This is a genomic window from Burkholderia sp. MSHR3999 (genome assembly GCF_000833595.1).
Lineage (GTDB): Bacteria > Pseudomonadota > Gammaproteobacteria > Burkholderiales > Burkholderiaceae > Burkholderia > Burkholderia ubonensis.
Genome location: NZ_JRFO01000002.1, coordinates 55,949 through 81,202, shown reverse-complemented (window position 1 = coordinate 81,202; position 25,254 = coordinate 55,949). Strand labels below are relative to the sequence as shown.

The 25,254-nt window shown below is 65.8% G+C and carries 23 protein-coding genes and 1 pseudogene; 9 read left to right on the top strand and 15 right to left on the bottom strand.

The genetic code is table 11. From position 1 onward, the window contains the following. Nucleotides 1-65: 65 nt before the first annotated feature. From KY49_RS11130 to KY49_RS11105, 6 genes and pseudogenes are all read right to left on the bottom strand, one after another. Nucleotides 66-494 (bottom strand): VOC family protein, encoded by a 429-nt coding sequence (locus tag KY49_RS11130; RefSeq protein ID WP_042584738.1) that lies wholly within the window; start codon nucleotides 492-494, stop codon nucleotides 66-68. Nucleotides 495-747: 253 nt separating this feature from the next. Continuing rightward, a complete protein-coding gene (locus tag KY49_RS11125; protein WP_042584978.1) occupies nucleotides 748-1,404 on the bottom strand; it encodes a phosphorylase in 657 nt (218 codons plus the stop codon). Nucleotides 1,405-1,458: 54 nt separating this feature from the next. Beyond that, a pseudogene (shc, locus tag KY49_RS11120) lies at nucleotides 1,459-3,434 on the bottom strand (squalene--hopene cyclase). A gap of 11 nt (nucleotides 3,435-3,445) precedes the next feature. Further along, nucleotides 3,446-4,702, bottom strand: a complete 1,257-nt coding sequence (hpnE, locus tag KY49_RS11115; RefSeq protein WP_042584737.1) for a hydroxysqualene dehydroxylase HpnE — start codon at nucleotides 4,700-4,702, stop codon at nucleotides 3,446-3,448. A 4-nt stretch (nucleotides 4,703-4,706) separates the two neighbouring features. Further along, nucleotides 4,707-5,555: a presqualene diphosphate synthase HpnD gene (gene hpnD / locus KY49_RS11110; protein WP_010090224.1), complete on the bottom strand. Its 849-nt coding sequence runs from the start codon at nucleotides 5,553-5,555 to the stop codon at nucleotides 4,707-4,709. A 316-nt stretch (nucleotides 5,556-5,871) separates the two neighbouring features. Continuing rightward, complete coding sequence (locus KY49_RS11105; RefSeq protein ID WP_010088922.1) at nucleotides 5,872-6,204, bottom strand: hypothetical protein; 333 nt, start codon at nucleotides 6,202-6,204, stop codon at nucleotides 5,872-5,874. 196 nt (nucleotides 6,205-6,400) lie between these two features. On the opposite strand from KY49_RS11105, the gene KY49_RS11100 reads away from it, so the two are divergent. Then, complete coding sequence (locus KY49_RS11100) at nucleotides 6,401-7,297, top strand: alpha/beta fold hydrolase (protein ID WP_042584736.1); 897 nt, start codon at nucleotides 6,401-6,403, stop codon at nucleotides 7,295-7,297. 13 nt (nucleotides 7,298-7,310) lie between these two features. Here KY49_RS11100 and KY49_RS11095 read toward each other — a convergent pair whose 3' ends face one another. Genes KY49_RS11095 through KY49_RS11085 form a run of 3 tightly spaced genes read right to left on the bottom strand, consistent with a single transcriptional unit; the run spans nucleotide 7,311 to nucleotide 9,305 of the window. Further along, on the bottom strand, nucleotides 7,311-8,258 hold the full coding sequence (locus KY49_RS11095; protein WP_042584735.1) for a sensor domain-containing diguanylate cyclase: 948 nt from the start codon (nucleotides 8,256-8,258) through the stop codon (nucleotides 7,311-7,313). Then, nucleotides 8,255-8,944 (bottom strand): chemotaxis protein CheC, encoded by a 690-nt coding sequence (locus tag KY49_RS11090; protein WP_042584734.1) that lies wholly within the window; start codon nucleotides 8,942-8,944, stop codon nucleotides 8,255-8,257. The genes KY49_RS11095 and KY49_RS11090 overlap by 4 nt, the downstream gene beginning before the upstream one ends. Continuing rightward, the gene (locus tag KY49_RS11085) at nucleotides 8,937-9,305 is read right to left on the bottom strand and encodes a response regulator (protein WP_042584733.1); all 369 of its coding nucleotides are present in this window, start codon (nucleotides 9,303-9,305) and stop codon (nucleotides 8,937-8,939) included. Before KY49_RS11085 ends, KY49_RS11090 begins: the two co-directional genes overlap by 8 nt. 84 nt (nucleotides 9,306-9,389) lie before the next feature. Between KY49_RS11085 and KY49_RS37070 the strand changes: the two genes are divergently transcribed. Next, nucleotides 9,390-9,671 carry a hypothetical protein gene (locus KY49_RS37070; protein WP_139253490.1) on the top strand — a complete coding sequence of 94 codons (282 nt, stop codon included), beginning with the start codon at nucleotides 9,390-9,392 and terminating at the stop codon, nucleotides 9,669-9,671. A gap of 113 nt (nucleotides 9,672-9,784) precedes the next feature. Continuing rightward, nucleotides 9,785-12,046, top strand: a complete 2,262-nt coding sequence (locus KY49_RS11080; protein WP_042584732.1) for a hybrid sensor histidine kinase/response regulator — start codon at nucleotides 9,785-9,787, stop codon at nucleotides 12,044-12,046. Nucleotides 12,047-12,083: 37 nt separating this feature from the next. Here KY49_RS11080 and KY49_RS11075 read toward each other — a convergent pair whose 3' ends face one another. Beyond that, nucleotides 12,084-12,638, bottom strand: a complete 555-nt coding sequence (locus KY49_RS11075; protein WP_042584731.1) for an NADPH-dependent FMN reductase — start codon at nucleotides 12,636-12,638, stop codon at nucleotides 12,084-12,086. 358 nt (nucleotides 12,639-12,996) lie between these two features. Between KY49_RS11075 and KY49_RS11070 the strand changes: the two genes are divergently transcribed. Beyond that, nucleotides 12,997-13,593, top strand: a complete 597-nt coding sequence (locus KY49_RS11070) for an RNA polymerase factor sigma-70 (protein ID WP_042584730.1) — start codon at nucleotides 12,997-12,999, stop codon at nucleotides 13,591-13,593. Continuing rightward, entirely contained in the window at nucleotides 13,574-13,768 is a 195-nt protein-coding gene (locus KY49_RS11065; protein WP_042584729.1) for a zf-HC2 domain-containing protein, read from the top strand. Before KY49_RS11070 ends, KY49_RS11065 begins: the two co-directional genes overlap by 20 nt. 245 nt (nucleotides 13,769-14,013) lie before the next feature. On the opposite strand, the gene arsC is transcribed toward KY49_RS11065, so the two are convergent. After that, entirely contained in the window at nucleotides 14,014-14,370 is a 357-nt protein-coding gene (gene arsC, locus KY49_RS11060; protein ID WP_042584977.1) for an arsenate reductase (glutaredoxin), read from the bottom strand. 807 nt (nucleotides 14,371-15,177) lie between these two features. Between arsC and parA the strand changes: the two genes are divergently transcribed. Then, entirely contained in the window at nucleotides 15,178-15,840 is a 663-nt protein-coding gene (gene parA, locus KY49_RS11055) for a ParA family partition ATPase (RefSeq protein WP_042584728.1), read from the top strand. Nucleotides 15,841-15,863: 23 nt separating this feature from the next. After that, the gene (locus tag KY49_RS11050) at nucleotides 15,864-16,925 is read left to right on the top strand and encodes a ParB/RepB/Spo0J family partition protein (protein WP_042584727.1); all 1,062 of its coding nucleotides are present in this window, start codon (nucleotides 15,864-15,866) and stop codon (nucleotides 16,923-16,925) included. Nucleotides 16,926-16,980: 55 nt separating this feature from the next. Here KY49_RS11050 and KY49_RS11045 read toward each other — a convergent pair whose 3' ends face one another. Further along, nucleotides 16,981-18,345 carry a replication initiation protein gene (locus tag KY49_RS11045; RefSeq protein ID WP_042584726.1) on the bottom strand — a complete coding sequence of 455 codons (1,365 nt, stop codon included), beginning with the start codon at nucleotides 18,343-18,345 and terminating at the stop codon, nucleotides 16,981-16,983. 1,859 nt (nucleotides 18,346-20,204) lie between these two features. Here KY49_RS11045 and KY49_RS11040 point away from each other — a divergent pair. Continuing rightward, entirely contained in the window at nucleotides 20,205-21,386 is a 1,182-nt protein-coding gene (locus tag KY49_RS11040; protein WP_042584725.1) for a DNA-binding protein, read from the top strand. Between the two features lie 139 nt (nucleotides 21,387-21,525). On the opposite strand, the gene KY49_RS11035 is transcribed toward KY49_RS11040, so the two are convergent. The 3 genes from KY49_RS11035 to KY49_RS11025 form a co-directional block, all read right to left on the bottom strand. After that, nucleotides 21,526-22,539: a tyrosine-type recombinase/integrase gene (locus KY49_RS11035; RefSeq protein WP_042584724.1), complete on the bottom strand. Its 1,014-nt coding sequence runs from the start codon at nucleotides 22,537-22,539 to the stop codon at nucleotides 21,526-21,528. Between the two features lie 164 nt (nucleotides 22,540-22,703). Further along, nucleotides 22,704-23,084: a DUF2471 family protein gene (locus KY49_RS11030; protein WP_042584723.1), complete on the bottom strand. Its 381-nt coding sequence runs from the start codon at nucleotides 23,082-23,084 to the stop codon at nucleotides 22,704-22,706. 197 nt (nucleotides 23,085-23,281) lie between these two features. Continuing rightward, nucleotides 23,282-23,893 carry a helix-turn-helix domain-containing protein gene (locus KY49_RS11025; protein WP_042584722.1) on the bottom strand — a complete coding sequence of 204 codons (612 nt, stop codon included), beginning with the start codon at nucleotides 23,891-23,893 and terminating at the stop codon, nucleotides 23,282-23,284. A gap of 160 nt (nucleotides 23,894-24,053) precedes the next feature. Here KY49_RS11025 and KY49_RS11020 point away from each other — a divergent pair, with 160 nt between their 5' ends. Beyond that, entirely contained in the window at nucleotides 24,054-25,253 is a 1,200-nt protein-coding gene (locus KY49_RS11020) for a glycine C-acetyltransferase (protein ID WP_042584721.1), read from the top strand. Nucleotide 25,254 lies beyond the last annotated feature (1 nt).

Genomic DNA, 25,254 nt, shown 5'->3' with positions numbered 1-25,254 from the left:
TGTTTTGGTGAATTTGCAGCATGCTTGAGGTCGTTTGACGACCGTTGCCACAACTCGGTCCGCCATCATTTCTCGTCCCGCATCGACGGCGTAAAAGTGATTCCCACCAGCAATCCTTCCGGCCCGATGAAGCGGCTGACGGTCTGGCCCCACGGCTCGTTCCGATTCCTGACCAGCATTCGATACCCGCGTGATTCAAGTTCTGCCGTAGCGGCTTCGACGTTGTCGACATCAAACTCGATCCAGGCTTGTGGGACGGGTACGTCACGACGCCACGAATCCGTGCCGAAGCACGACTGAGCCGCCTGAGAAAGCGGCCACAACGCGAACGTGTTTGCGCCTTTCAGACTCTCCGTATGAAGGTAGCCGCCTTTCTCTTCCTTGAAGGGAATACCGAGGGCCTGACTGTAGAGGTCGCGGCTTGCCTGGGCTTCAATCGCAATCGGGCCAAAGCCTGCGATGAACAAGGCTGTGGATTTCAGGATCTTTTCCATGGCTTCTCCTTTGCCTTTGCCGCGAATGCGCGGCGCCATGACGAACGAACGTGTCCGCCCGCGCCCGTCGAACTGATGCGGCGGCCGGTATTCAGATACCGCGGGGGCATGGATGAGTGTAGGCCTGTTTCAGGTGGCCGGCAGGCATCTCGATCCGGCAGTGAACTGCGAAGCACACCGCCGTCGCGGCGGACGCCGTTCTTTCGAAGGAAAAGGGAGAGAGGAAGGTGGGAGGAAAAACGGAAGCGCCCGCTCACCCGATCCGCAGCGCCCCCGCGCGCCCGAACGCATGCCGCGCCTGGATCAGCGTCGTGCGCGCCGCGCGCGCATCGCCCGCGACCTGCAGCAGCGGGCCGAGCTGGGAAGGTTGCTTGATGAGCTCGCGCAGGATCGGCAGGATCGCGGTGCTGCCGTCGTCGCGCAGCCCGGCCGTCGCGGCGCTCGGCAACGTGCGCCATGCCGGATCGACGATCGCGCGGCACACCGCGAACGGCACGCCGCGCGCCGCCGCGAAGGCCGCGGCGATGTGCGATTCCATGTCGACGGCCAGCGCGCCTTTCGCGCGATACAGCGACGCCTTGTCTTCTTCGCTCACGACCGGCGCGCCGACGGCCGCCATCACGCCGCGCGTGACCCGCGGCCACACCGGCGTGTCATGCAGCGCGCCGACGAGCCGCGCGCTCCAGCCGACGTCCGTCTGCACGCGGCCGAACGGCCCGTCGATCGCGTCGGCGATCACGAGCGCGCCCGGCGCGAGGTCGGGCGCAAGCCCGCCCGCGGTGCCGAAGCTGACGATGCCCGCGCAGCCGCGCGCGGTCGCTTCGGTCAGCGCACGCTCGAGCCGGTCGGCGCGCGCGGCGAACACCGCCTCGACGCCGTCGCCGCCCGCGATGCGCGCCTCGAACGCCATCCCCGTCACCGCGATGACGGGCAGCGTGCCGTTGTGCTTCGCCGCCGTCACGCGTTACATCCCGACCGTCACGCGCGTCGCGTTGGCGCGCTTCAGGTTGCGGTAGCGCGCAAGCGCCCACAGCGGGAAGAACTTGCGATAGCCGTGGTAGCGCAGGTAGAACACGCGCGGGAAGCCGGTCGCCGTGAAGCGCGTCTCGTCCCACAGCCCGTGTTCCTTCTGTTCGGCGATCAGGTAGTCGATCCCGCGCGCGACCGCCGGGTGGTTCACCTCGCCGGCCGCCATCAGGCCGAGCAGCGCCCAGGCCGTCTGCGACGACGTGCTCGGCGCCTGCTCGTAGCCGCGATAGTCGAGCTTGTAGCTGTCGCCGTCCTCGCCCCAGCCGCCGTCCTTGTTCTGGACCGACAGCAGCCACTGCGCGCCGCGCTTCACGCGCGGATCGTCCGGGCCGAGGCCGGCCGCGTTCAGCGAGCACAGCGCGGTCCACGTGCCGTACACGTAGTTCATCCCCCAGCGGCCGTACCAGCTGCCGTCCGGCTCCTGCTCCTTCAGCATGTAGTCGAGCGAGCGGCGCGCCGCTTCGCTGTTCGCGGCCGTCTCGCCGAGCTGCGACAGCATCGACAGGCAGCGGCCCGACACGTCCGCGGTCGGCGGATCGAGCAGCGCGCCGTGATCGGAGAACGGGATGTTGTTCAGGTAGTACTGCGTGTTTTCCGGCTCGAACGCGCCCCAGCCGCCGTCGCTGCTCTGCATGCCGACGACCCACTCGCGCGCGCGCGCGCGATCGCCTCGCGATACGCGTCCGAATGCCGGAGCTTCTCGACGCGGTCCATCGCCATCACGACGACCGCCGTATCGTCGACGTCCGGGTAATGCGGGTTCGCGTACTGGAACGCCCAGCCGCCGGGCCGCACGTTCGGGCGGCGCGAGATCCAGTCGCCGCGCACGTCGAGGATCTGCAGCGGACGCAGCCATTCGAGGCCGCGCACCACGGCGTCTTCCGCGCGCGGGTCGCCCGTCTCGAGCAGCGCGTGCGCCGCGAGCGACGTATCCCACACCGGCGACAGGCACGGCTGGCAATACGCCTCGTCGTCGTGCACGACGAGCAGCTTCTCGACCGACCGGCGTGCGATCGCGCGGTTCGGATGGTCTTCCGGATAGCCGAGCGCGTCGTACATCATCACCGCGTTGGCCATCGCCGGATAAATCGCGCCGAGTCCGTCCTCGCCGTTCAGGCGCTCGTCGACGAATGCAACCGCCTGCCGGATCGCGCGTTCGCGCGTGTAGCTCGGGAACAGGCCGTCGACCGCGCGCAGCGCGTGATCGACGACGCGGAAGAACGCGAACCAGCCGGCGCTCTGGTGGCCTTGGCGCGGCAGCAGCCCCGCATTGACGGGCGGATCGACGAACAGCTCGTCGATGCGCACGCCGCGCGGGTTCTTCGCGATCGGCCGCTTCGCGTTCAGCACGAGCAGCGGCACGATCACCGTGCGCGCCCAGTACGACACCTTCGACAGGTGGAACGGGAACCACTGCGGCAGCAGCATGATCTCGACCGGCATCATCGGCACCGCGCGCCACGGAATCGCACCATACAGCGCGAGCTGGATGCGCGTGAACACGTTCGACATCTCCGCGCCGCCCATCGCGTGGATCGCCTTGCGCGCACGCTGCATGTGCTCGGCGTTCTCGTCGTCGCCGATCACCTTCAGCGCGAAGTACGCCTTCACGCTCGCGCTGATGTTCGGCGCGCCGTCGGTGAACAGCGGCCAGCCGCCGTCCGGCTGCTGGATGCGGCGCAGATAGCGGCCGATCTTCCGTTCGAGCTCGAGGTTCGGCGTTTCGCCGAGATAGTGGACGAGCAGGATGTACTCGGCCGGAATCGTCGAATCCGCTTCGAGTTCGTAGACCCAGTGCCCGTCGGCTTGCTGGGCGGCCAGCAGCGCGTCGGTCGCGCGTGCGACGGCGGCGTCGAGGTCGGCTGCCGCGGAGTCGGCGGCCAGGGTTGGCATATCGGTGAGATCGTTCATCGGTCCCTCTCTTATTGTTGCTGGAGCACGTCCGCGGCCTTCTGGCCGGAGCGGATCGCGCCCTCGATCGTGGCGGGCAGGCCGGTGGCAATCCAGTCGCCCGCCAGCGCGAGATTGGTCCAGCGCGTACGCGCAGCCGGACGTTTCATTTCCTGCGACGGCACCGCCGCAAACCCCGCGCGCGGCTCGATGACGAGCTGCCACGCGGGCATGGCATCCACGGACGCGCCCGTCACGCGCGCGACGTCCTGCCAGATGGCCCGCGCGAGCGTGTCGCGCGGCGTGTCGAGCCAGCGGCCCGCGTCGCGGATCGTCGCCGCGAGCTGGCCTTCGGCGGCCCGCACCGCATCGACTGCGACGCCGTTGACGACGGTCGTGTACACCGCGCAGCCCGGCGGCGGCTCGGCCGCGAAGTACGCGGTGACGACCGCGCTATACGTATCCGGCGCGGTCAGGTCGGGCACGAGCGGCTGCGCGACGTCGGGCGGCACCGCCAGCACGACCGCGTCGCCCGGTGCGAGATCGACCCGGGCGCCGTCGATCATCAGCGCGTCGACCGCATGGCCGTTCGCGCCGAATTCGAGCGCGTCGAGCCGCGAGCGCAGCCGGATCGACGCGCCGCCATGCTGCAGCATCCGCAGCGCGGGATCGACGAACGCGCTGCCGAGCCCGTGGCGCGCGACGAGCGGGCGGCACGCCGGCCCGCCGGCCGCGAGCGTGCCGAGCACGACCGCCCGCGCGAGCTCCGCCGTCGCATGGCGCGGCTCGACGTTCAGCGCGCCGAGGAAATACGGCCGCAGCCAGCGATCCCACAGCACGCCGTCGCAACGCATCGTTTGCGCGAGCGAGCGGCCCGTGCGCGCGAACGCGAGCGGCACGAGCGACAGGTAATCCAGCGGCGTCGTGCCCGGCGCCCGCGACGCGGCGTCGAACAGCCACGACGGCCAGCGCCGGCTGCCGAAGCGCAGCGTCCAGCGCTGCTGTGCACCGACGTCAACGACCGGGAATTCCGGCAGCGCCGGCCCGTCCAGCTGATCGGCCGCGCCGATCGTGCGCAGGTAGCGTTGCGTCGCGGGCTGTCCCGCGAACACCAGATGCAGTCCGGTGTCGAGTGTCGCGTTCAGCGTGGCGTCGAACCACGAACGGCAACGCCCGCCCGCCTGCGCGTGCGCATCGTGCAGCACGATGCGGCGCCCACGACGTTGCAGCTCGACGGCGGCCGACAGCCCCGCGAGTCCTGCCCCGATCACGTGGACGGTTCTGGGCATCGCCTCAGAACAGCGCGTAGCGCGCGGCGATCATCAGCATGCGCGCCTTCGGCTTGCGGATCGGCAGCCGAGGGGCATCGAAGCCGCGCGCGACCGCCGCATCGAGGATGCAGCGGTATGCGCCCGACATGATGCGCGGCGCCTTCACTTGCGCCCGCGCACACTTGTCCATCACCGCGTCCGCCTGCCGGAAATGCTCGATCGCGCGCTCGACGAGCGTCGCGCAGACGCGCGGCAAGGCCGGCGCGCGCGCGATCGTCGCCGGATCGGTGATCGCGATCCCTTCGCGCGCGAGCAGCTCGCGCGGCAGGTAGCAGCGGTTGATCGCCGCGTCGTCGTCGATGTCGCGCAGGATGTTGGTCAGCTGCAGCGCGCGGCCGAGATGGTGCGACAGCGCGATGCCTTCCGCTTCGGGCATCCCGAATATCCTCACCGACAGGCGGCCGGCCGCGCTCGCGACGCGATCGCAATACAGGTCGAGCGTCGGCTCGTCGGGCGCGCAGATGTCTTCGGCGGCGTCCATCGCCATGCCGTCGATCATTGCGTGGAAATCGTCGCGCTGCAGGTTGAACGCGTGGATCTCGCGCGTGAGCGCCGCGAGATGGCGCGGCGGCCGGCCGGCGAAGCATGCGTCGATGTCCGCGCGCCAGCGTTCGAGGCCGGCGGCGCGCTCGGCGCGCGGCAGGTCGCTGTCGGCGATGTCGTCGACCGCGCGGCAGAACGCATACACCTGGAACATCGCATCGCGCTGCGTCGCCGGCAGGATGCGCATCGCAAGATAAAAAGAACTGCCCGATGTGACGGCAGCGGCGTCGATTTCTTGTTCGTCCACGACGAGATTGGAAGCGGCCAAGACGAGCTCCACGGAGACGCCCACGCGGGGCGATTGAAGAAGCCATGCCCGGCTGGGATGGTAAGGGCGTCAAATGCGTGCGAGATGTGCGAACGATCGACGCAGACAAGCATGAATTGCCGGCCGGAAGCCGGAATTGGGCGAAAGTATAGCAATCTTTGAACATCGATGGCGGTGCGGCCGGCGTGCGGCGCGACGGCGCCCGCACGCGCGGCGCCGGGCTGCGCGGCCCGCCGGGCGCGGCTGGCCGCCCTCGGCCGGACGGCCCCTGCGGGCCGGGGACGCCTGGTCGAGGGCCTCTACAGGCGCTTCACACCTAGCCGTAGACGATGTCGCGCTGCAGATCGAGCGCGATGAGCCCCATTTCGCGCGTCAGTTGAAGCATCGCGCGCCGTTCGAGCCGTGAGCCCATGAAGCTCGTCACGCGGCCGTCCGGATCGGCGGTGAACTGGAACACCGGGCCGCCCGTGCCGAACCACGCGCCCGGCACGTCGGCCGATTCGCGCCAGTCGATCTGCTCGAAGACGCGCGCGATGCCCGCGCGCACCGCGTCGCTCGGGCCGATCGGCGGCGCGACGTCGCCCAGGTCGTCGAGGGAATAGGGGCCGGGCTTGTCCGGCTTCCGGTAAAAGAGATAGTCGACGTTCATGGGGCGCGATCGGGGCAAAGCATCAAATTAGCGCGATCTGCCGCGAATTTAAATCAGATATGAACGAAATGTCGTCTCCGCGACACATTCGGGGACACATGGCCGGCGGCCGATCCGGTGCAACCGGCCGCCGCCGCTTGGGCTCGCGTCGGTTCGTCTAAGATGACGCTTTATCCGGACAACGCATTCCGAACTCATGGAGACGAACGTGACAGCCGTGCCACCCGCAGCCCCGCAGTCCGCCCACCCGGTTTTCGTGTTCGTGCACGGCGCATGGCACGGCGCGTGGTGCTTCGCGCACGTGATGGCCGCGCTGGCCGCACGCGGCCATCTGTCGATCGCGCGCGACCTGCCCGCGCACGGGATCAACGCCCGCTTTCCCGCATCGTACTTCCAGCGGCCGCTCGATCGCGAAGCGTTCGGCGCCGAGCCGTCGCCGGTCGCGAACACGACGCTCGACGACTACGCGTCGCAGGTGATGCAGGCGGTCGACGACGCGTATGCGCTCGGCCACGGCAAGGTCGTCCTGGTCGGGCACAGCATGGGCGGCATCGCGATCACGGCGGCTGCCGAACGGATGCCCGAGAAGATCGCGAAGATCGTCTACCTCGCGGCGTTCATGCCCGCGTCGGGCGTGCCCGGCCTCGACTACGTGCGCGCGCCGGAGAACCAGGGCGAGTTGCTCGGCCAGCTGATGCTCGCGAGCCCGCGCGCGACCGGCGCGCTGCGCATCGATCCGCGCAGCGACGACGCCGCTTATCGCGCGACGGCCAGGCGCGCGCTGTGCGACGACGTCCCGCAGGCCGAATACGAGGCGGTCGCGAACCTGATGAGCTGCGACGTGCCGGCCGCGCCGTTCGCGACGGCGATCCCGACGACCGCCGCGCGCTGGGGCGCGCTCGACCGCCACTACATCAAGTGCCTGCAGGACCACGTGATCCTGCCCGCGCTGCAGCAGCGCTTCATCGACGAAGCCGATGCGTTCACGCCGGACAACCCGACGCACGTGCATCAGCTCGACAGCAGCCATTCGCCGTTCGTGTCGCAGCCGGCGGTGCTGGCCGGCGTGCTGGCGGACATCGCGAAGAGCTGAACGGGAACGTCGCCTACGCGTAGGCGACGGAACGGTCGCGGCCGAGCCGCTTCGCGCGATACAGCGCGGCGTCGGCCTCGTTGACGAGCACGTCGCAGGTCTGCGCGCCCGCATGCGCGCTCGCGCCGCCGACGCTCGCCGTCACCGGCACGCGCACGCCCTCGGCATCGACCGGCGTGGCGCCGATCGCGCATCGCACCTTCTCCGCCACCAGCATCGCTTCGGCGAGATCGGTGCACGGCAGCAGCAGCGCGAATTCCTCGCCGCCGAAGCGGCAGAAGGTATCCTGCGCGCGCACGATCCCGGCGACGCGCAGCGCCATCTCGCGCAGCACGGCGTCGCCGACCGCATGGCCGAACCGGTCGTTGATCGTCTTGAAGTGATCGAGATCGAACAGCAGCACCGACAGGTTGCCGCCATAGCGCTGCCAGCGCGCGAACTCGTCGCGCAGCCGCTCCTCGAAGAAGCGCCGGTTCGCGATGCCGGTCAGCCCGTCGCAGTTCGCGTGCTCGCGCAGCTTCGCCACCGCTTCCTCGCGTTCGCGCTGCATCACGCTCACGTGCGTGACGTCCGATATCGTCACGCACACGGCCTCGACTTCGCGCCCGCGCGTGAGCGGCATGAACGTGCAGTCCTGCTGCATGAAGTCGACGCCGCCCGTGATCGGCCGGTCATGCTCGAAGCGGAACAGGTACGGCCGCTGCTCCCACGAGCTGAACGCGAAGCTGCCGAGCTGGAACACGCTCTCGAGCTTGCGCGCGAGCCACGCGCGCGGCAGGTCCGGAAAGCAGTCGAACAGGTTGCGGCCGATCACGTCGTCGGCGGGCACGCCGCTATGGTCCTGCATGAAGCGGTTCCACATCAGCACGTTCATCGCGCGGTCGAGCACGAACAGGCCGAAGCCGACCCGTTCGATTACCAGGTCGCTCAGCGAAGCGGTCGGGGCGGTGGGGGCGGTCATAGCGCGGAAAGCAACGCGTCGAGCGCGTCGCCCATCAGGCGGATCGAATCTTCGGCCATCAGCATCACGAAATGGGCGCGGAAGGCGTCGTCCTCGAGGCCGAGGTTCACTTCGAGCAGCAGCGCGACGCTCCAGGCGAGCACGGTGGGCTGGAACACGTCGTCGAACGACACGTTCGCGCCCAGCAGCCCGGGCGGGAAGAACACCGGCGTGCGGCCGAGCTCGTCGAGGATCGACGACACGCACGCGCCCATCAGCACGTTCGCGACGTCGAACACGAGTTCGTCCTGGGATGACGTCTCGCCGCGCGCGGCAGTCTCGTCGCCGGCTTCGTCGACTTCGTCATCATCGTCGCGCGTGCACTCGCCCGCCGCGGCGTCGCCGAACGAATGGTCGACGAGCGCCGCGAGCCGGTTGACGTTCGCGGTGCGGCACAGCACGAGCGCCTCGCCCTTGATGTCGGAGCGGAACCCCTGGCGCACGGCGGTCACGTTGTCGTGAATGCCCGTCATCTCGCGCAGCGCCTTGCCCGCATCGGACGCCTGCACGACGCGCACGCGCGGCACCGACAGCTCGATGAACCGGCCGAGCAGCGACGCGAGCCGTGCGGCAGCGCGGCCCATCGCAAGATTGGCGATTTCCTGCAACGCGTCGCGTTGCTCCGCCGTGAACACCGAGTCAGGCATACAACCCATACTCCCTGAGAATGGGCAGCAACGCCTCCGACGTCACGGGCTTCGCGACGAACGCGATCGCACCCAGCTCGCGCACGCGCTCGCGCGCCTGCGGCTGGATGTCGGCCGATACCACGATCACGAACGTATTCAGATCTTCGTGACGCAGTGTTTCGAGGACCTGATAGCCGTTCATGTCCGGCATCGTCAGGTCGAGAAACATCACGGAAGCTTTGCCGTCACGATAGAGCGCAAGTGCCTCTCGGCCGTTCGCCGCATACGCGATGTCCACGTCCCAGTCCCCCGGCAGCGCCTTTGTCAGCAGCTTGCGAGCGAGTAGTGAATCGTCGGCAATCACAATCGGCAAAGACATGGCGGGCGGAGCGAATTACGGAATGGTCTCTCTCGCGTTAACGACCGCGCGCCGCGTTTCTTTAGGCGCCGTGTAAGCGAACGCGTGCAGCCGCCGGGCACCCCTGCGCCGGACGCCGCGGCAACTTTCTGCCCGCGGCGGGCTGCGCGCTGGCATCAGCAGGCGCGTATCTATCTGTCATGGAAAGCAAGGCGCGATTCTCTGGGTAAAACCGGGGCGGTGCAACTCGCCATTTTTGCTGATTCAGACAGAATCGATCCGATCGCGCCGCATTCCGAAAACAGCTACGACCATTTTTACGCCAAGGACGCAAAATTTTTCTTTGTGTACGTTTGCGCTTCCGGATTCGTCGCGTTTTCAATCTGACGGAATCCCCCTGTCGGAAACGTCAGGACGGCGCGCGCCGCGTGGCGCGAGCTCCGGGCGCAACTCGTTTATGATGGCAGGCACCTCCGCCTGAGCTTCACCCGTTCCCATCCATGACGTCCGACCGGCCCGCCGATTCCCGCCACCACGCTTCCGCCGACGACTGGCAGGACGACGGGGCCTATCCGTCCGGCGCGCCCGAACACGATTTCGCGGTCCGCCGCGTGACGCTGATCGTGCTGCTGATCGCCGCGATCGTGCTGCCGTGCATCTACGTCGCGGTGATGGCGTACAACGACCTGAAGTCGCGCGAAGCCGCCGCGAGCGACGTGACGATGCGCACCGTGCGCGTGGCCGAGGAGCACGCGCTCAAGGTGTTCGACCTGAGCGAGACGCTCGACGCGCGCATCGCCGATCTCGTGCAGGACATGGACGACGCGGCGGTGCGCAAGGACGAGTCCGACATCCACGACGCGCTCAACGAGATCGGCGGCGGCTACCCGCAGGTCGCGGCGGTGTCGATCTTCGGCGCGAGCGGCAAGCTGCTCGCGAACAGCCTCTACTATCCGGCGCCGCACACGTCGATCGCGAATCGCGACGACTTCCTCGGCATCCGCGACGGCAAGGTCATCGAGCACATCTCGCGCGTGATGCAGGGGCCGAGGCGGCTCGCGGACACGCCCGTGTTCAACACCGGCGTCGCGCGGCGGCACAGCGACGGCTCGTTCGCCGGGATGGTGTCGATCGCGCTGAAGTCGTCGTATTTCAATGCGTTCTACCGCGAGCTGATCGGCGGCGCGAAGACGCCGATGACGATGGCGCTCGCGCGCGCCGACGGCGCGGTGCTCGCGTCGTATCCGCCGCCGCCCGCCGCGGCCGAAGCCTATCGCGCGCTGTCGTTCGGCGACGAGCACAGCGACCCGCGCGGCGGCGTCGTGCGCGTGCGCCACGATGCCGGCAGCGAGATCGTCGCGTACCGGCAGGTCGGCAGCTATCCGGTATACGTGTCGTGCGCGTATCGCACGTCGGCGATCTGGCGCGAGTGGTACGAGCATCTCACCGTGCTGTTCGTGTCGATGTTCGCGCCGTCGTTCGCGCTGTGGTGCGTGATCTGGCTGTCGCTCAAGCGGCTCAAGGCCGAAGAGGCCGCGTGGGACCGCTGGCAGGCGGAAGCGTCGATGCGGCGGTCGATCGAATCCGCGTACCGGCAGTCGCGCAAGATGCAGGCGCTCGGCAACCTCGTCGGCAGCGTCGCGCACGACTTCAACAACCTGCTGATGATCATCTCGACCAACGTGCAGATCGCGCGGCACCGCGGCGTCCAGCAGCTCGACACGGAACTCGGCGCGATCGAGCGGGCGCTGAAGAACGGGCAGTCGTTGACGCGCCAGCTGCTCGGCGTCGCGCGCAAGCAGCCGCTGCACAACGAGACGATCGACGTGGGGCAGTGGGTCGGCACCTGCCGCGAACTGCTGAAGACGTCGCTCGGCTCGAAGTCGTCGCTGACCGTCGCGATCGAGCCCGGCGTATGGCCGATCCGCGTGGACGTGGCGGAGCTCGAGCTCGCGGTCATCAACCTCGCCGTCAACGCGCGCGACGCGATGCCGATCGGCGGCCGCTTCACCGTCGGCGCGCGCAACGTGACGCTGCGCCGTGAGGACGGCTTTCCGCTGACCGGCGATTTCGTGCAGATCTCGCTCGACGATACGGGCTCGGGCATGGCGCCCGACGTGCTCGCGCGCGCGTTCGAGCCGCTGTTCACGACGAAGCCGCACGGGATGGGCACGGGGCTCGGGCTGCCGCAGGTGTTCGCGTTCTGCGAGCGTTCGGGCGGACTCGCGACGATCGACAGCGCGGTGGGCGCGGGCACCTCGGTGCGGCTCTATCTGCCGCGCGCGAACCCGCTGGAAGTGACCGCCACCCGGCCGCCGGCCCCCGTCGTGGCGCCGGTGCAGGACGCGAGCCCGCCGGCGGGCCTGCACGTGCTGCTCGTCGAGGACAACAGCGAAGTCGCCGCCGGAACGGAGGCGCTGCTCACGCTGCTGGGTCACCGCGTGACCTACGCGGCGACCGCCGACGACGCGCTGAGTCTCGTCGAAGCGGCGCCGGCGAACGACGGCTTCGATCTCGTGATTTCGGACATTCACATGCCCGGCCGCCTGAATGGCATCGACCTCGCCGAAGCGATCGGGCGGCGGCCGGAGAAGCTGGCCGTGATCCTCGTGACGGGGTATGCGGAGGAGCTCGACCGCACGCGCGGCGTGAACGTGCGCGTGCTGTCGAAGCCGTTCGACATCGCGCTGCTCGACGAGATCCTGCACGGCATCCGCGACACGCGCGATGCACGCGATGCGCGGCACGCGGCCGGTGCCTGACGGAGCGCGCCGGCCCGCGGCCGGCGCTTCGCTGGCCTCAGGCCCCCTTATTCAGCCGCACCCACGCGGCGTAGCGATCGACGAAGCCCTGCAGGAACTTGCGTGTATCGTCGCTGACGATCCTGCCCTCGTCGTCGATGCGCGTCGGGTCGTGCTTGATGAACATCTCCGGCTGCCCGAGCGTCGCGACGTCGAGATACGCGAGCACGTTGCGCAGATGCTGCTGCGACAGGGCCGTGCCGGTCGCGCCCGGCGACGTGCCGAGCACCGCGCCCGGCTTGCCGGCCCACGAGTTCGCGCCCCACGGGCGCGAGCCCCAGTCGATCGCGTTCTTCAGCACGCCGGGAATCGACCGGTTGTATTCCGGCGTGACGAACAGCAGGCCGTCGGCCGCTTCGATCGCCTGCTTGAAACGCTTGGCGACTTCCGGGAAGTCCGCGTCGTAGTCCTGGCTGTACAGCGGCAACTCGCCGATCTCGACGAATTCGAACGCAAGATCGGCCGGCGCGAGCGAGACCACTGCGCGTGCGAGCGCTCGGTTCCAGGAACCGCGTCGCAGGCTGCCGACGATGACCGCAATGCGATGTGCCATGACTGTCTCCTTCCGGTGGGTGTGGAATAGAATCGATTGCTTCAGGATAGGCGGCAAAGGTCTGTTTATAGGCAGGCCAGCCCGCGAGCCGCCCCACGGGGCCATCCGGCCGACTTTCCACAAGGTTTTCCACAGAAACTGTGGATAACTTTGTCGACATGCCCGGCTGTTACACATGACCGGTCGCGCACCAACGTTTGCGCGAAGCCAACCTGTCGGCAAGCATAGCGCAGCCCGCCAGCCAAATTCATGAACAATGTTGCGCATTGCGGGCAGGCGCGACGCCCAGTAAGCTGCTCGCACCGCGCGGCGCGGCGACCTGTGGCGCGCGCGGCTTCCTCCCGAGAGATTCCCGACGATGCCGTCCGCGTACGACGACCCCGCCTATCTTGCACAACTGCGGCACGACCTGCTGCGTTTCGCGCGCCTGCAGCTACGCGACGCCGATGCGGCGGAGGACGCGGTGCAGGAAGCGCTGACCGCCGCGTGGACGCACGCGGGGGATTTCGCCGGCCTGTCCGCGCACAAGACCTGGGTGTTCGGCATCCTGCGCAACAAGCTGATCGACGTGCTGCGCGCGCGGCAGCGGACAGTGAACCTGTCCGCGCTCGACGCCGAACTCGACGGCGAATCCGTGCTCGAGCGCGAACTCTTCAAGGACAACGGACACTGGGCCCCGCATGCGAGACCGCGGCCGTGGCCTCGACCGGAGACACTGCTGCAGCAACAGCAGTTCTGGATGCTGTTCGAGATCTGCCTGAACCATCTTCCGGAGCAGATCGGACGCGTGTTCATGATGCGCGAGTTTCTCGATGTCGAGATCGACGACATCTGCACCGAGTTGACGTTGACGACCAATCATTGCAGCGTGCTGCTGTACCGTGCGCGCACGCGCTTGCGCACCTGCCTGAGCGAAAAGGGACTGACGACCGAAGATGCTACCGGGGAAATGTAAGGATGTGACGCGCCTGTTATCGGATGCGCTCGACCGGCGCCTGACGGTCCACGAGCGCGTGCAGGTGCGCGTGCATTTGCCGACCTGCAGCGGCTGCCGGCAATACCGCGAGCAGATCGCGCTGCTGCGCGCGGCGGCGAAGGCCGCGGCGGGGCAGGGGGACGAGGAGGCGTGACGGCTTCGCCGGCTTTGGGCCGACGCTGGCGGTCGAGAAACGCGACGTGCGCATCGGCGTTGGTCGTCGAGCGACGCTGCCGGTGATTCCTGCCGGTGACGCGTGTCGGCGTGATACCTGCCGCGGGACGCGCCGATAGATCGCGGTGCCGACGCGGCCGATCCGGCCGCACGTCGAGCACGCATCGATCAATCCGGAGCATTCGCGCCGGATCGGCACAATAAGAAAAATACGTGAAATTAGAATTATTCGAACAATTCGCGCACCGATTCAGGCGGGCGCCCGATGGCGGCCTTGCCCTTGTACACGACGATTGGACGCTGAAGCAGGATCGGATGGGCGGCGATCGCATCGTAGGCTTGCGCATCAGTCAAATCCGCGCGACCGAGATCGAGCGCCTTGTACGGCTCCTCGTTGTCGCGCAGCATGTCGCGAACCGGACGCGCGAGCTGACGATGCAGCGTTTCCAACGCCTCGACCGTCGGAGGCGTCTTCAGATACTCGATGACATTCACGGGCGTGCCGCTCGGATTCAGCGCCTCGACAAGCGCCAGCGTCTCGCGCGATTTCGAGCATCGGGGGTTGTGGTAGATCGTGATCATCATTCGGACCTGGGTGATAGGGTCTCGCATTGTAGCCAGTCCTCACGGCGTGCTCGAAGCGGGGAGTAGGGTTGTCGCACTGCGCATCGACGTCTCGGACGCTTGCTGGTCGCTTGATCTCGAGGGCGGCGGAATGTCGGGACGTTCAATAGTGTCCCGCCTCTTTATGCGCATAAACCCGACGATGCGTGATGCCCTCTATCGCCGTGGAAGAATTGCGTGGCGCGCGGCCGTGTCTGGCAGGGGAGTGTGCGTCTGACACCGTCCGATCATCGTGAGTCGCAGCACCGTGGCTCAACCGCCTGTCATGCCGCGAGCAAGCGGACGCTGATCAGTGGTCGGTTTATGCGCATAAACGACACAAGGCCTGACGCACGCCGACCATGCGATGCGTGAGAGCCGCTCACCAGTCTGAGATTCACTCGCGGGGCCGCGCCACCGGCGATCGTCACGAATCCCCCATGCATGAGCGGAAGGGCGCCTTCGATTGATGCGCATAAACTCCGCAGGCTGTTGCCACACGGTGATTCCGTTATACGTCGACGCGTGGCACGCATCGACCGATTGGCCTGGCAATGACCTGACCACCGTTCGCCCCGCCATTCGCATACCGTGGAGCGACAAAACCATGCGGACATCTTCATGCGCCAGCCCGGCACGCGCGCCGGCTCCGGCCGCCATGCGGTCATCGGTTTATGCGCATAAATCGCTCGTCCGAACGGCCAACGCGTAGTTGACGAACAACAATTTCATTGAAATATAAATATCGTCCTGTAGAATTCCAACGACCAAAAACAGGAGTGAAAATTGGCCGCGGAAATCATTGCAGTCACTCAACAAAAAGGCGGGGTCGGCAAAAGCACGATCGCCATGCACCTCGGCGCCGCATTTCACGAAAAAGGGAAGCGCGTCCTCGTCGTCGACGCCGATGGTCAAAACACCCTGGTCCACTGGTCCAGCGCATCGGGCGACAGTGAAACCGGCATCCCTTTCCCTGTCGTGAATCTTGCCGAAGCAGGCGGCCAGATCCACCGCGAGATCAAGAAGTTCATTAACGACTACGACGTCATCGTCGTGGATTGCCCGCCGTCGATCACCGAGAAGGTCTCCGGCGTCGTCCTGCTCGCAGCGTCGATCGCCGTCATCCCGACTTCGTCGTCGCCGGCCGATTACTGGTCGAGTGTCGGCCTGGTCAAGCTGATCCAGCAAGCGCAGGTCATGAACGAAGATCTGCGCGCCGTATTCCTGCTGAACAAGACCGAAGAGAAGCGCATGCTGACCCGCGAACTCAAGCGGGCGCTCGAGGAGCTCGGCTTCCCGTTGCTCAAGACGCAAATCCCGACGCGGGAAGCGTACAAGCAGGCGATGGCGCTCGGCCAGACCGTCCTGCAGATGAACGATCGTGGCGCGAAGCTCGCCGCGGCGGAAATTCGCGCATGCGCCGACGAGATCGTCGCGATGCTGCCCTGACTTTATGCGCATAAAGGACTCGCATGAAACCTTCCCAATTCGCCAAAGGATTCCAGGCGCGACCGGATATGACGACGAGTGAAAAGCGCACGGCCCTCGATCGGCTGAATGCGATCGACGGTCTCGTCAAATCGGAAACGCCCGCACCTGCAGCACCGAAATCAGCCAAGAAAGACAGCGTCACGCCGTCGGCGCCGGACATCACCCTCGATGCGCCGACGGACGAATCGTCCCAATACCGCGCGTGGCGTCTCGAGAACCGCTATGCGCCCGGACAGGTGATCGAACTCTCGCTGAAGGCGATCAAGCACAGCCCGTTCAACCCGCGGCACTTCTATCTGAAATCGTCGATTGCCGAGCTCGCGGTCAACCTCGCGAAGCAGGGGCAGCAGCAGGCGATTCACGTGATTCCCGACTACGACAATCCGGGCATGTATTTCGTCAGCGACGGCGGCCGTCGCGTGCGTGCGCTGAAGGAAGCGAACAAGGAATCGGTCAAGGCGATCGTGATTGATCTGCCGATCGGCATCCAGAGCTACAAGCTCGGCTACGACCTGAACGTCCAGCGCGATTCGCAAACCGTGTTCGACAACGCGGTCGTGTGGCGCCGATTCCTCGACGACAAGCACTTCCAGAGCCAAAAGGAACTGGCCGAACACCTCGGGCTCGACGAGTCGACGGTCGCCGTCGCGCTGTCGATCGGCAAGCTGCCGGAAGCGATCATGCAGGAAATGGTCGCACGCCCCGATCGCTTCGGTTCGAACATGGCGTATCAGGTCGGGCGCTATCACAACGCGCGCGGCACGGATGCGACGCTGCGGCTGATCAACAAGATCGTGTCGGACGACCTGAGCACGCGCCAGGTGTCCGATATCGTGAAAGGCCGAGCGGCCGCCCAGGAGACGCCGAAACCCGCCAGCCGTCAGCGATATGCGCAACGGCTCGAGATCAAGCTCGGCGGCAAGTCGGTCGGCGATCTGAAGTCGTATGGGGAAGACCGCATCGAATTGCGGCTGCGCGGGCTGCCGAAGGAAAAGCGTGACGCGATTCTCGAGCAGCTTGAGCGGATGCTGTTGTCGGACTGATCAGACGCGGCGGGCGCCCGGCGATGCCGGCGCCGCCGCAGGCAGGACAGGCGGCTCAGGCCGCCCGGGATTGATTCAGCGTAAAGGAAAGCAGGTCGCCGTCGGTCGGCTCGCCCCAGGTCTTCCGGGCCAGCCAATCGAAGAAAGCCGTCTCGGTCAGCTTGGAGTCGAGGCCGCGCTTGCGCCAATCGTCGCGCAGATGCGAGCCCATCGTCGGCAGTGCTTCCGATTCGAACGACTCGCGCGCCACCTCGCGCTCCGCTTCACCCTGCTCGTCGTACAGCGCCTTTGCTTCCTTGCGCCGATACGCGGCATATTCGCTCAGCAGCCGCGCCTTCAGATCGTCCGGCTGCGCCGCGGCAGCCTTGCCCGGCGTCGCGCCGGCCGGCAACGCGTCGACGGCCTCTACCGGCGGCGCATAGCCCTTCTTCAGTGCATCCTTGAACAGCGCAGCCGCGCTGCGCACCGGCGGCAGCGACGTGCTGCGCATCCGCTGCTCCGTCATCTGCAGCGCCGCACGGATGCGGTTTTCTTCGCTATCCGCGTACAGCGTCTGTGCTTCCTTCAACGGAATGCCGAGCTTCACCATCCGGTCGACCAGCGTGCTGTCGAACACGTTCGGATGCTCGTCGAGCGCCAGCATGGGTTGCTTGCGTTCGGTGACGCGGAACTGGATCTCCGCGACCCGCCGCCCTTCACGATGCTCGATCAGCTCGACGAAAATGTTCGTGACCGCGTTGACCTCCGCGATCGCGGGGCGCAGATAGTCGCGCTTGAAGTACTTGTATTCGCGCTTCGCTTCGTCGCCGGCTTCGGTGTCGGGCGTGCCCGACAGGATCGGTCGCCACCATTCCCACGGCTCGCGCATCGTCAGGTGGCTCGGGTTCGTCAGGTAGCGCACGCAGATCTCGTATAGCGCGAGGCCTGCGCTGCTGCGCAGCTGGCTCTGGAACTGGAGGCTCAGGCGCGCGTACTGGACCGGGTCGAGCAGCTTCTTCTTGATCTTCGGTGCGAACGAGAATTCGACCCACACGCGGCGCGTGGCCGGGTCTTCGAGAATTTCCGCATCCGCGATCAGCGTCGAGATCCCCCACTTGCGGCCAGGCTTCTGACTCGACGTGCCGGTGCTCCATTCGACCTGCACCGACACCATGCGGCGCAGGTGTTCCTTCACGAGCGCGGTATCGTTCGAATCGAAGGCGGAGTTGGCAACGATATCCGACAGCAGCGCGCGATAAGTATCGCCCGAGTCGTCGGCCTGCTGGGCCACGGCCAGCAGGACATTGAACAGCTTGCGAGTCAGGAGGGTGATCTTGCCGCTTTTCGGCTGAATGGCGATCGCCTCGACGGCCTTTCGCAATTCGGCTGAACTGGCACTCACCACATCCACATCGGTTTTCTTGGCGCGCTTCGTGGCCATGCGTCTGGTCGGAGGAGAAGTTTCCCGGAAGGATAGCGCCTGTGGTGATGCGCGTCCAGAACGGCATGCTCACCATAGCCGGTGATGCGCGCCGGCGAAACGGCACTCACCCCAATCGGCTCCCGTAAAGGCTCACCGGTCCAGAATCGGCCTGTGCGGGACTCACCTTTACGCGTCGCGGGAGACGCGGAATCACAGTTTTTCGCCTGTGCACGATACGCGCGCCGTACCTTCCCGTATCGGCTCACCTGTGACCTTGTCGCAAATTTGCGACTGCTTTTCGTGAGCGCCGCGCCGCACAGCGTTTTCACTGCGCCTGACCGATCGCAGCAAACCTGTGCGCAGCCGCCTGTATGCATGTACAGGCAAAGCCGGTCGGGCGATCGGCACAGCGTCAGAAGTCCGGACAGACGCACGCATTCGGCGTATGAGCGACCAGATCCGGCATGGCCTGTGCGTGTTTCGATGCCCATCGCCACCCGGCTTCGACAGCCCGGGCGCGCATTGTACAGTGCACCATCATCACGGACTCCCGAAAATTCTCACCCTCTGTCCGCACAGCCCTGGTGGCCGATCTGTGGCGAACGCCCGTCGCGCGCGGGATCGACCGTTTGCACCTCCTGTAAACCCTCACCTTACCGACAAAAGCGGCGCGAAAGCAGACATTCGGACGACTCCCGAAAAACCTCACCGTAACCTCCGCGGTTTCAAAAAACCCAATGCCCTCCGATACTTAGCGCGATTCCCGGCTGGCCGGCCCAATGCCGCCAGCCCCCGAAAAGCCTCACCTATCCACAGCGCCCATTCGTACGACAGCAGCGTGACGAGTCCCGAAAAATCTCACCTTTGCCAAAAAAACGCCTGTGAAAACGGGCTCACCATCCAGTACCGGCGGGGATTTCAGCGGAAGTGGACGCTCACAGCTCCCGAAAAGCCTCACCATTGACCATTTTTCGAGCAAATATCGTTCCCGAAAACGCTCACCTTTGGGTCCACAGGCTGCTCTTCAGTCATGCCCCGAAAAAGCTCACCTCAAGCCGATCTGGCCAGGGAATCCCCCGTTTTACTCCCGAAAACGCTCACCTTTTGGGGTTCACAGGCCCGCAAATGCACATTTGCGGTGCAAAATCGCGTTCGCGTCCTGGATATCCTCACAGCAAAACTGTGTGGAATCCCGTGAAATCTCACCTTTCATCCAAATTGCCTAAAAGAAGGGCAGAATCGGCTGCAAACGAAGGTCCCGAAAAGGCTCACCGACACCTTCACAGGCAAAAAACTGTGCCCTCAGGCACAGCAGGCGTTTCGTGGCTGTGAGGCCCCGAAAACCCTCACCCTTGGAAAATCCTGTGATTCACTGTGGTCCTGAATCCGCTCACGACCTTTCCTGCAAGGGCTCACGGAGCTCCCCGAACCCCATCACGTCGGCTCCCGGAGAAGGTCACCTTGATTCCCGTAAAGCTTCACCTTGCCAGCCTGAAACCCTTGCTACATAAGGCTGTGCCGTGGCGTTAACGTTTTTAACTAAGGGTTCAAAGGTGTTTACTTCTATTACTCTCAACACTTCGGGGATGGAGTTTTCCACAGACACCCCTTACCCCAACACCCACCGATCCTTGGGACCTGCCGTCATGTGAAACAACGCCAACTTTTCGCTATTGGTTCAAAAACGCTTTCGATACAATCGCTTAGCTCGCTTTCTTCGCTTTGTTTCACGGAATCCGCACCCTTCATCGGTCACAGACGGCCACAGCAGCGCTTTCTGTGCACGTCGACGCAAATTCGCAACGTCCGTCAAAAATTGGTATCGATCAGTACGTATTTCGTTATGATTGCGCCACCTAATGCTTGCGAGAGACGCCATGACCCTGGACGAGATGCGTCAAGTCATCCGAGAAGAGCTGGAATCGTTGCGCGCTGCCGGCGCACGACGCCAGGAGTTGTCGCTGCATGCGTGCAAGCGGCTGTTTTTCGATCTCGGCATCCGGCCGTCAGCCGCCAATGTTCGCGATCTCACCCAGACCGGCAGCGCCAGCGACATTCCGAAGGACATCGACCATTTCTGGGAGCGGATCCGCTCGGCATCGAAGGTTCGTCTGGAAGGCGCCGCGATTCCGAAGGCCGTCGAGGAAAAAGCCGGTGCCCTGCTCGGCGCGCTCTATGAAGAAGCGCTGAAAGTTGCACGCGATAGTCTCGATGCAGACCGTGAACAGGTGCGCACCGACGTCGCGCAGGCCGAACAGCAGCTGCGCGACGCGGCCGTTCGCCAGGAAACGCTCGAAGCGGCCATCGCGCGCAGCGAAACCCGTAACGAACAGCTTCAGGCGCGGGTGACCGAGCTCGAAGTTCAATTGGCGTCCCAAAGCACCCACGGTTCGGCAAACGAGGCCACGCTGCTCACCACAGTCAACCGCCTGGAAAAGGATCTGGCCGCGGCCACCGGCCGCGTCGATGCCGAACAGACGCAGAACGCTGCGCTGCGCGACCGCATCGATGCGCTGCAAGCCGAGTTGCAGCAACGAACCGAGCATTACGCGCAGCAGATCAAGGATGCGGTGGCCGAGGCCGAGCGCCGGGTCAAGCCGATGCTGGTCGAGCTGGACTCGTTGCGCAGCATGGCGTCGACGTATCAGGCCGGGCTGCGCGACGTGCAACGCAAGGAATTCGATTTTCTGCAGCAATTGAGTGCTGCGAAGACGCGCGCGGACCGCCTGGAGGAACAACTGCGCAGCCAGAGCGATGAATTGGCCGCGGCGACGCGCGAAATGAACACGCTGCGCGCGAATCGCGGGATGAATCCGGAAATTGCCGGGTTGATCCGGCGCCTGGCCGATGCCGGCAAGCTCGACGCCGACGCATTCACAGTGATCGGCACGGCACTGGATTCCGATATCCCCGTGCCGAGCCAGTGTCCGCACTGCGACGGCGAGCCGGAGTTGTCGCACACGGTTGAGGGTTTCGAAGTGTCGTGCCCGGAGTGTGAATACGCGTCAGGCTCGTGGCCCTCGCGCTTCGAAGCGGTCACCCGTTTTGGAAGCAATTGACCGAGTTCGATCCGGATGCACAGTCAAAGGTGAGATTTTCCGGGAGGCTTGAGGTGAGGTTTTTCGGGATCGATGAAACGGTGAGGCCCTGCTGCGCAAGGCGCTCACACATCGCCGGTTGCGTCCGGCAAGACCCGGATCAGTGAGATTCGGGCTCGGACGGCACCTCACCCTCGATCAAGCTGTCACGCCAGTTCTTCCACGCGCGGTGCAGACGATTCGACGAGATCGGCTGCACGAAGCCCAGCCACGTGCCGACCCGCTCGGGCGGCACGTCGTTCTCGAACAATTCCGCGGCATAGGTGTTGCGCAAGGTCTGCGGGCTTGCGCGCGCGGTGCGCGACGTCGCGATGTCTGCCGCTTCGACGATTGCGTCGACTGCGCGCAACATCGTCGCCTTGTGCATCGGACGCCCCGCGTGCGACGCCGGAAAGACGAGGTCGCCCGGAATGTCCTGACGCTTGCGTTCCGCGAGCCACGCATCGAACAGCGCGATCGCGAATGACGCCACGTGCGTTTCCCGCGCGAAATCGGGATGTGTCGACGGAATCTGCAGCGACGTGCCGCCCGGACTGATGCAACTAATCGTGAGCACGCGGGCTTCGCCGGTCTTCACGCCGGCGCCGAGAAACGCGGCAACGAGCGCGCGGTCGCGACGTTCTTTCCAGTGCGCGGCGCCGGTTACGCCGATCGGCGAAAACAGGTAGGCAAGCAGCTTCGCGCGCTCGGCCGGCGCGAGAAAGCCGGTCGGCTCATTGTCGCGCGCCTTGCGCCATGTGGCTTCGCCATCCTGAGCAATGAAGCGCGCCGGGTTGGTCGATCCGAATTCGCTGCGCCGGATATGATCGAGCACGCGCTCGATCAGCCGCAAATAGCGCATTCGCTGCGTTTTCTTGATCGGCAGCTCGCCGACGAAGTGGGCGATCGATGCGGTGTCGACCGATGCGAGATTTTTCTGATGCGTGCGCAGCCAGGTCAGAAACGCCCCCCATTGCGCGCGATAGACGTCGGCGGACGACTGGCGGTAGTCCTGCATGGCAAGCCATGCGTCGAACGCGGCTTCGGGCGATGCGATCCAGTCCGATGCGTGACGGTCGAACAAATCCTTTTCTACCGTTGGCAATGGCGTGTGCGTGGGCGAAGGAAGGGACATGTCAGTTTTTCCGTTAGTTGCGTACATGGTAGCTCTTTTTGCAACCCCCGGGCGGGATGAGCCGAAAGGCTCGATATGCGGAACGCGCATCCGTCGCCGCACTGCATGGCGCTCGCTGACCCGGCCGCAACGACGGTTGCCGGCAAGCCGCGCCCGGCCCGCAATCAGCCGCGCCAGCCCTTGGCCGTGCGCCCGGTTGTGACGGACGGGGGTTGCACGTTGCGCTTGCTTGCCGCGGCCTCATACGCGACGACTGCGAACGAGAATACGGCCGGCAGCGCGTTGGACTTGCCGAAGTCGGTCGGGTCGTCCGTTTCGGGAAACGTCATGTCCGACGGCCGTTCGAACAGTTGACGCATGCCGGCCTCGTGCCGGCTGGCAAACCCGAGATCCGCCAATGCCTCGGCTTCGATCGCGTGCAGCAGGCGCCACGTCAGTGGCACCTCCTGCCGGATATAGCGCTCGGCAATATGCCGAACGATCTGTTCGAGGTCATGCGCAGCAGCCTTGAAGCTGAGCGCGGCCAAATCTTGTTCTTCGGTCATCGCAGGCTCCTGTCGGCCGGAGTGGGTGCTTCAGCGCCTTACTCCGGCCCCATGCTTTGCGGTCGGCCAGAATCGGCGCTTTAGTGCCTGGGGCAGCCCAGGCTTCGCACTCTGGCAGACGCGTATCGGAATGTCCGTATACTGTACAAACATACAGTATTTTATGCAACTGGCCGTTTGGCTGACTCGACGGCCCGTCAGCGATGAATCACGATCAACAACGCTCTCGCTTCGGCCTTGCCGGGATTGCGGATCGCGTGCGGCGCGTCGGCCGGGTAGCGTGCGGTATCGCCGCTCTTCAGGCGGCGGACGGCCGCCGCGGCCTCGATTTCCATCGTGCCCTGCAGCACGGTCAGGTGCTCGCGTGTGCCCGGCTCGTGCGCGTTCGAGACGAGCGCGCCACCGCCCGGCAGCGTCAGTTCGTACCACTCGAACCGGCCGGCGAGATCGATCGGGCCCCAGACGCGCAGCTGGTATCGGCCGTCGTGGCCGGCGAGCGTCGGGATGTCGTGCGGACCGTCGACGCGGATCGTCTCCTGCGACTTCGGCTGCGAGAACAGCTCGTCGAGCGTGATGCCGAGCGCGTTCGTCAGCCGCCACGCAACGGCGATCGTCGGGTTCGCCTTGTCGCGCTCGATCTCGGAGAGCATCGACTTCGACACGCCGGCCGCGCGCGACAGGTCGTCGAGCGTGAGCTTGCGTTCGTTGCGCAGGCGCTGGATCTGTTCGCCGACGCGCGGCGGCGTCGCGGCGGCCGGCGGCGGTGCGGCGTCGGCGGGTGTGCGCCGCGAACCGGAGGAGCTTGCCATTTGAATTCCGTTCGCTTAGAGTTGTTCGGTATTTCGAATTTTAGTTCGGAATAACGGATAAAAGCGGTCAACCGAACGACCGACTATAACAGTAGCAGGCTGCCGGGCCGCCGCCACGAGCGGCGGCCGGCGGGTTGCGATTCATGTCAGGAGCTTTGCGATGCGTGATGCCTTTCTCGCCCAGGTGCGCGGGACGCTCGACCAGATCCGCGCGGATGGTTTCTACAAGACCGAGCGCGAGATCGCGAGCCCGCAGGCGGCAGCCGTGCGGCTCGCCGGCGGCGCCGGCGTGCTGAATTTCTGCGCGAACAACTATCTCGGTCTGGCCAACGATCCGCGCCTGATCGCCGCGGCCAAGGCCGGTCTCGACCAGGACGGGTTCGGGATGGCATCGGTGCGCTTCATCTGCGGCACGCAGACCGTGCACAAGCGGCTGGAAAGCGCGCTTGCCGCGTTCCTCGGCACCGACGACAGCATCCTCTATTCGAGCTGCTTCGACGCGAACGGCGGGCTGTTCGAAACGCTGCTCGACGAGAAAGACGCCGTGATCAGCGACGAGCTGAATCACGCGAGCATCATCGACGGCATCCGCCTCTGCAAGGCGCAGCGGTATCGCTACAAGAACAACGATCTCGCGGATCTCGAAGCGAAGCTCAAGGAAGCCGACGCGGCGGGCGTGCGCCACAAGCTGATCGCGACCGACGGCGTGTTCTCGATGGACGGCATCATCGCCGACCTGAAGGGCATCTGCGATCTCGCCGACCGCTACGGCGCACTCGTGATGGTCGACGATTCGCATGCGGTCGGCTTCATCGGCAAGCATGGGCGCGGCACGCCCGAATACTGCGGCGTCGAGGGGCGCATCGACATCATCACCGGCACGCTCGGCAAGGCGCTGGGCGGCGCGTCGGGCGGCTACGTCGCCGCGCGGCGGGAGATCGTCGAGCTGCTGCGTCAGCGCTCACGCCCTTACCTGTTCTCGAATACGCTCACGCCGAGCATCGCCGCGGCGTCGCTCGAGGTGCTCGAGCTGCTCGGCAGCGACGAGGGCGCGAAACTGCGCGAGCGCGTGCGCGAGAACGGCGCGCGCTTCCGCCAGCAGATGACCGAGGCCGGCTTCACGCTGGTGCCGGGCGCGCATCCGATCATCCCGGTGATGCTCGGCGATGCGCAGCTCGCGACGAACATGGCCGATGCGCTGCTCGCCGAAGGCGTCTACGTGATCGGCTTCTCGTTCCCGGTCGTGCCGCGCGGGCGTGCGCGCATCCGCACGCAGATGAGCGCCGCGCATACGCCCGAACAGATCGACCAGGCGGTCGCCGCGTTCGTGCGCGTCGGCAAGTCGCTCGGCATCGTCTGAC

Coding starts and splice junctions, on each gene's coding strand:
- KY49_RS11130 (WP_042584738.1), bottom strand. CDS start 494: ATGGAAAAGATCCTGAAATCCACAGCCTTGTTCATCGCAGGCTTTGGC.
- KY49_RS11125 (WP_042584978.1), bottom strand. CDS start 1,404: ATGGCGTTCGAGGCGCGCATCGCGGGCGGCGACGGCGTCGAGGCGGTG.
- hpnE (WP_042584737.1), bottom strand. CDS start 4,702: ATGCCCAGAACCGTCCACGTGATCGGGGCAGGACTCGCGGGGCTGTCG.
- KY49_RS11105 (WP_010088922.1), bottom strand. CDS start 6,204: ATGAACGTCGACTATCTCTTTTACCGGAAGCCGGACAAGCCCGGCCCC.
- KY49_RS11100 (WP_042584736.1), top strand. CDS start 6,401: ATGGAGACGAACGTGACAGCCGTGCCACCCGCAGCCCCGCAGTCCGCC.
- KY49_RS11095 (WP_042584735.1), bottom strand. CDS start 8,258: ATGACCGCCCCCACCGCCCCGACCGCTTCGCTGAGCGACCTGGTAATC.
- KY49_RS11090 (WP_042584734.1), bottom strand. CDS start 8,944: ATGCCTGACTCGGTGTTCACGGCGGAGCAACGCGACGCGTTGCAGGAA.
- KY49_RS11085 (WP_042584733.1), bottom strand. CDS start 9,305: ATGTCTTTGCCGATTGTGATTGCCGACGATTCACTACTCGCTCGCAAG.
- KY49_RS11080 (WP_042584732.1), top strand. CDS start 9,785: ATGACGTCCGACCGGCCCGCCGATTCCCGCCACCACGCTTCCGCCGAC.
- KY49_RS11075 (WP_042584731.1), bottom strand. CDS start 12,638: ATGGCACATCGCATTGCGGTCATCGTCGGCAGCCTGCGACGCGGTTCC.
- KY49_RS11070 (WP_042584730.1), top strand. CDS start 12,997: ATGCCGTCCGCGTACGACGACCCCGCCTATCTTGCACAACTGCGGCAC.
- KY49_RS11065 (WP_042584729.1), top strand. CDS start 13,574: ATGCTACCGGGGAAATGTAAGGATGTGACGCGCCTGTTATCGGATGCG.
- arsC (WP_042584977.1), bottom strand. CDS start 14,370: ATGATCACGATCTACCACAACCCCCGATGCTCGAAATCGCGCGAGACG.
- KY49_RS11050 (WP_042584727.1), top strand. CDS start 15,864: ATGAAACCTTCCCAATTCGCCAAAGGATTCCAGGCGCGACCGGATATG.
- KY49_RS11045 (WP_042584726.1), bottom strand. CDS start 18,345: ATGGCCACGAAGCGCGCCAAGAAAACCGATGTGGATGTGGTGAGTGCC.
- KY49_RS11040 (WP_042584725.1), top strand. CDS start 20,205: ATGACCCTGGACGAGATGCGTCAAGTCATCCGAGAAGAGCTGGAATCG.
- KY49_RS11035 (WP_042584724.1), bottom strand. CDS start 22,539: ATGTCCCTTCCTTCGCCCACGCACACGCCATTGCCAACGGTAGAAAAG.
- KY49_RS11030 (WP_042584723.1), bottom strand. CDS start 23,084: ATGACCGAAGAACAAGATTTGGCCGCGCTCAGCTTCAAGGCTGCTGCG.
- KY49_RS11025 (WP_042584722.1), bottom strand. CDS start 23,893: ATGGCAAGCTCCTCCGGTTCGCGGCGCACACCCGCCGACGCCGCACCG.
- KY49_RS11020 (WP_042584721.1), top strand. CDS start 24,054: ATGCGTGATGCCTTTCTCGCCCAGGTGCGCGGGACGCTCGACCAGATC.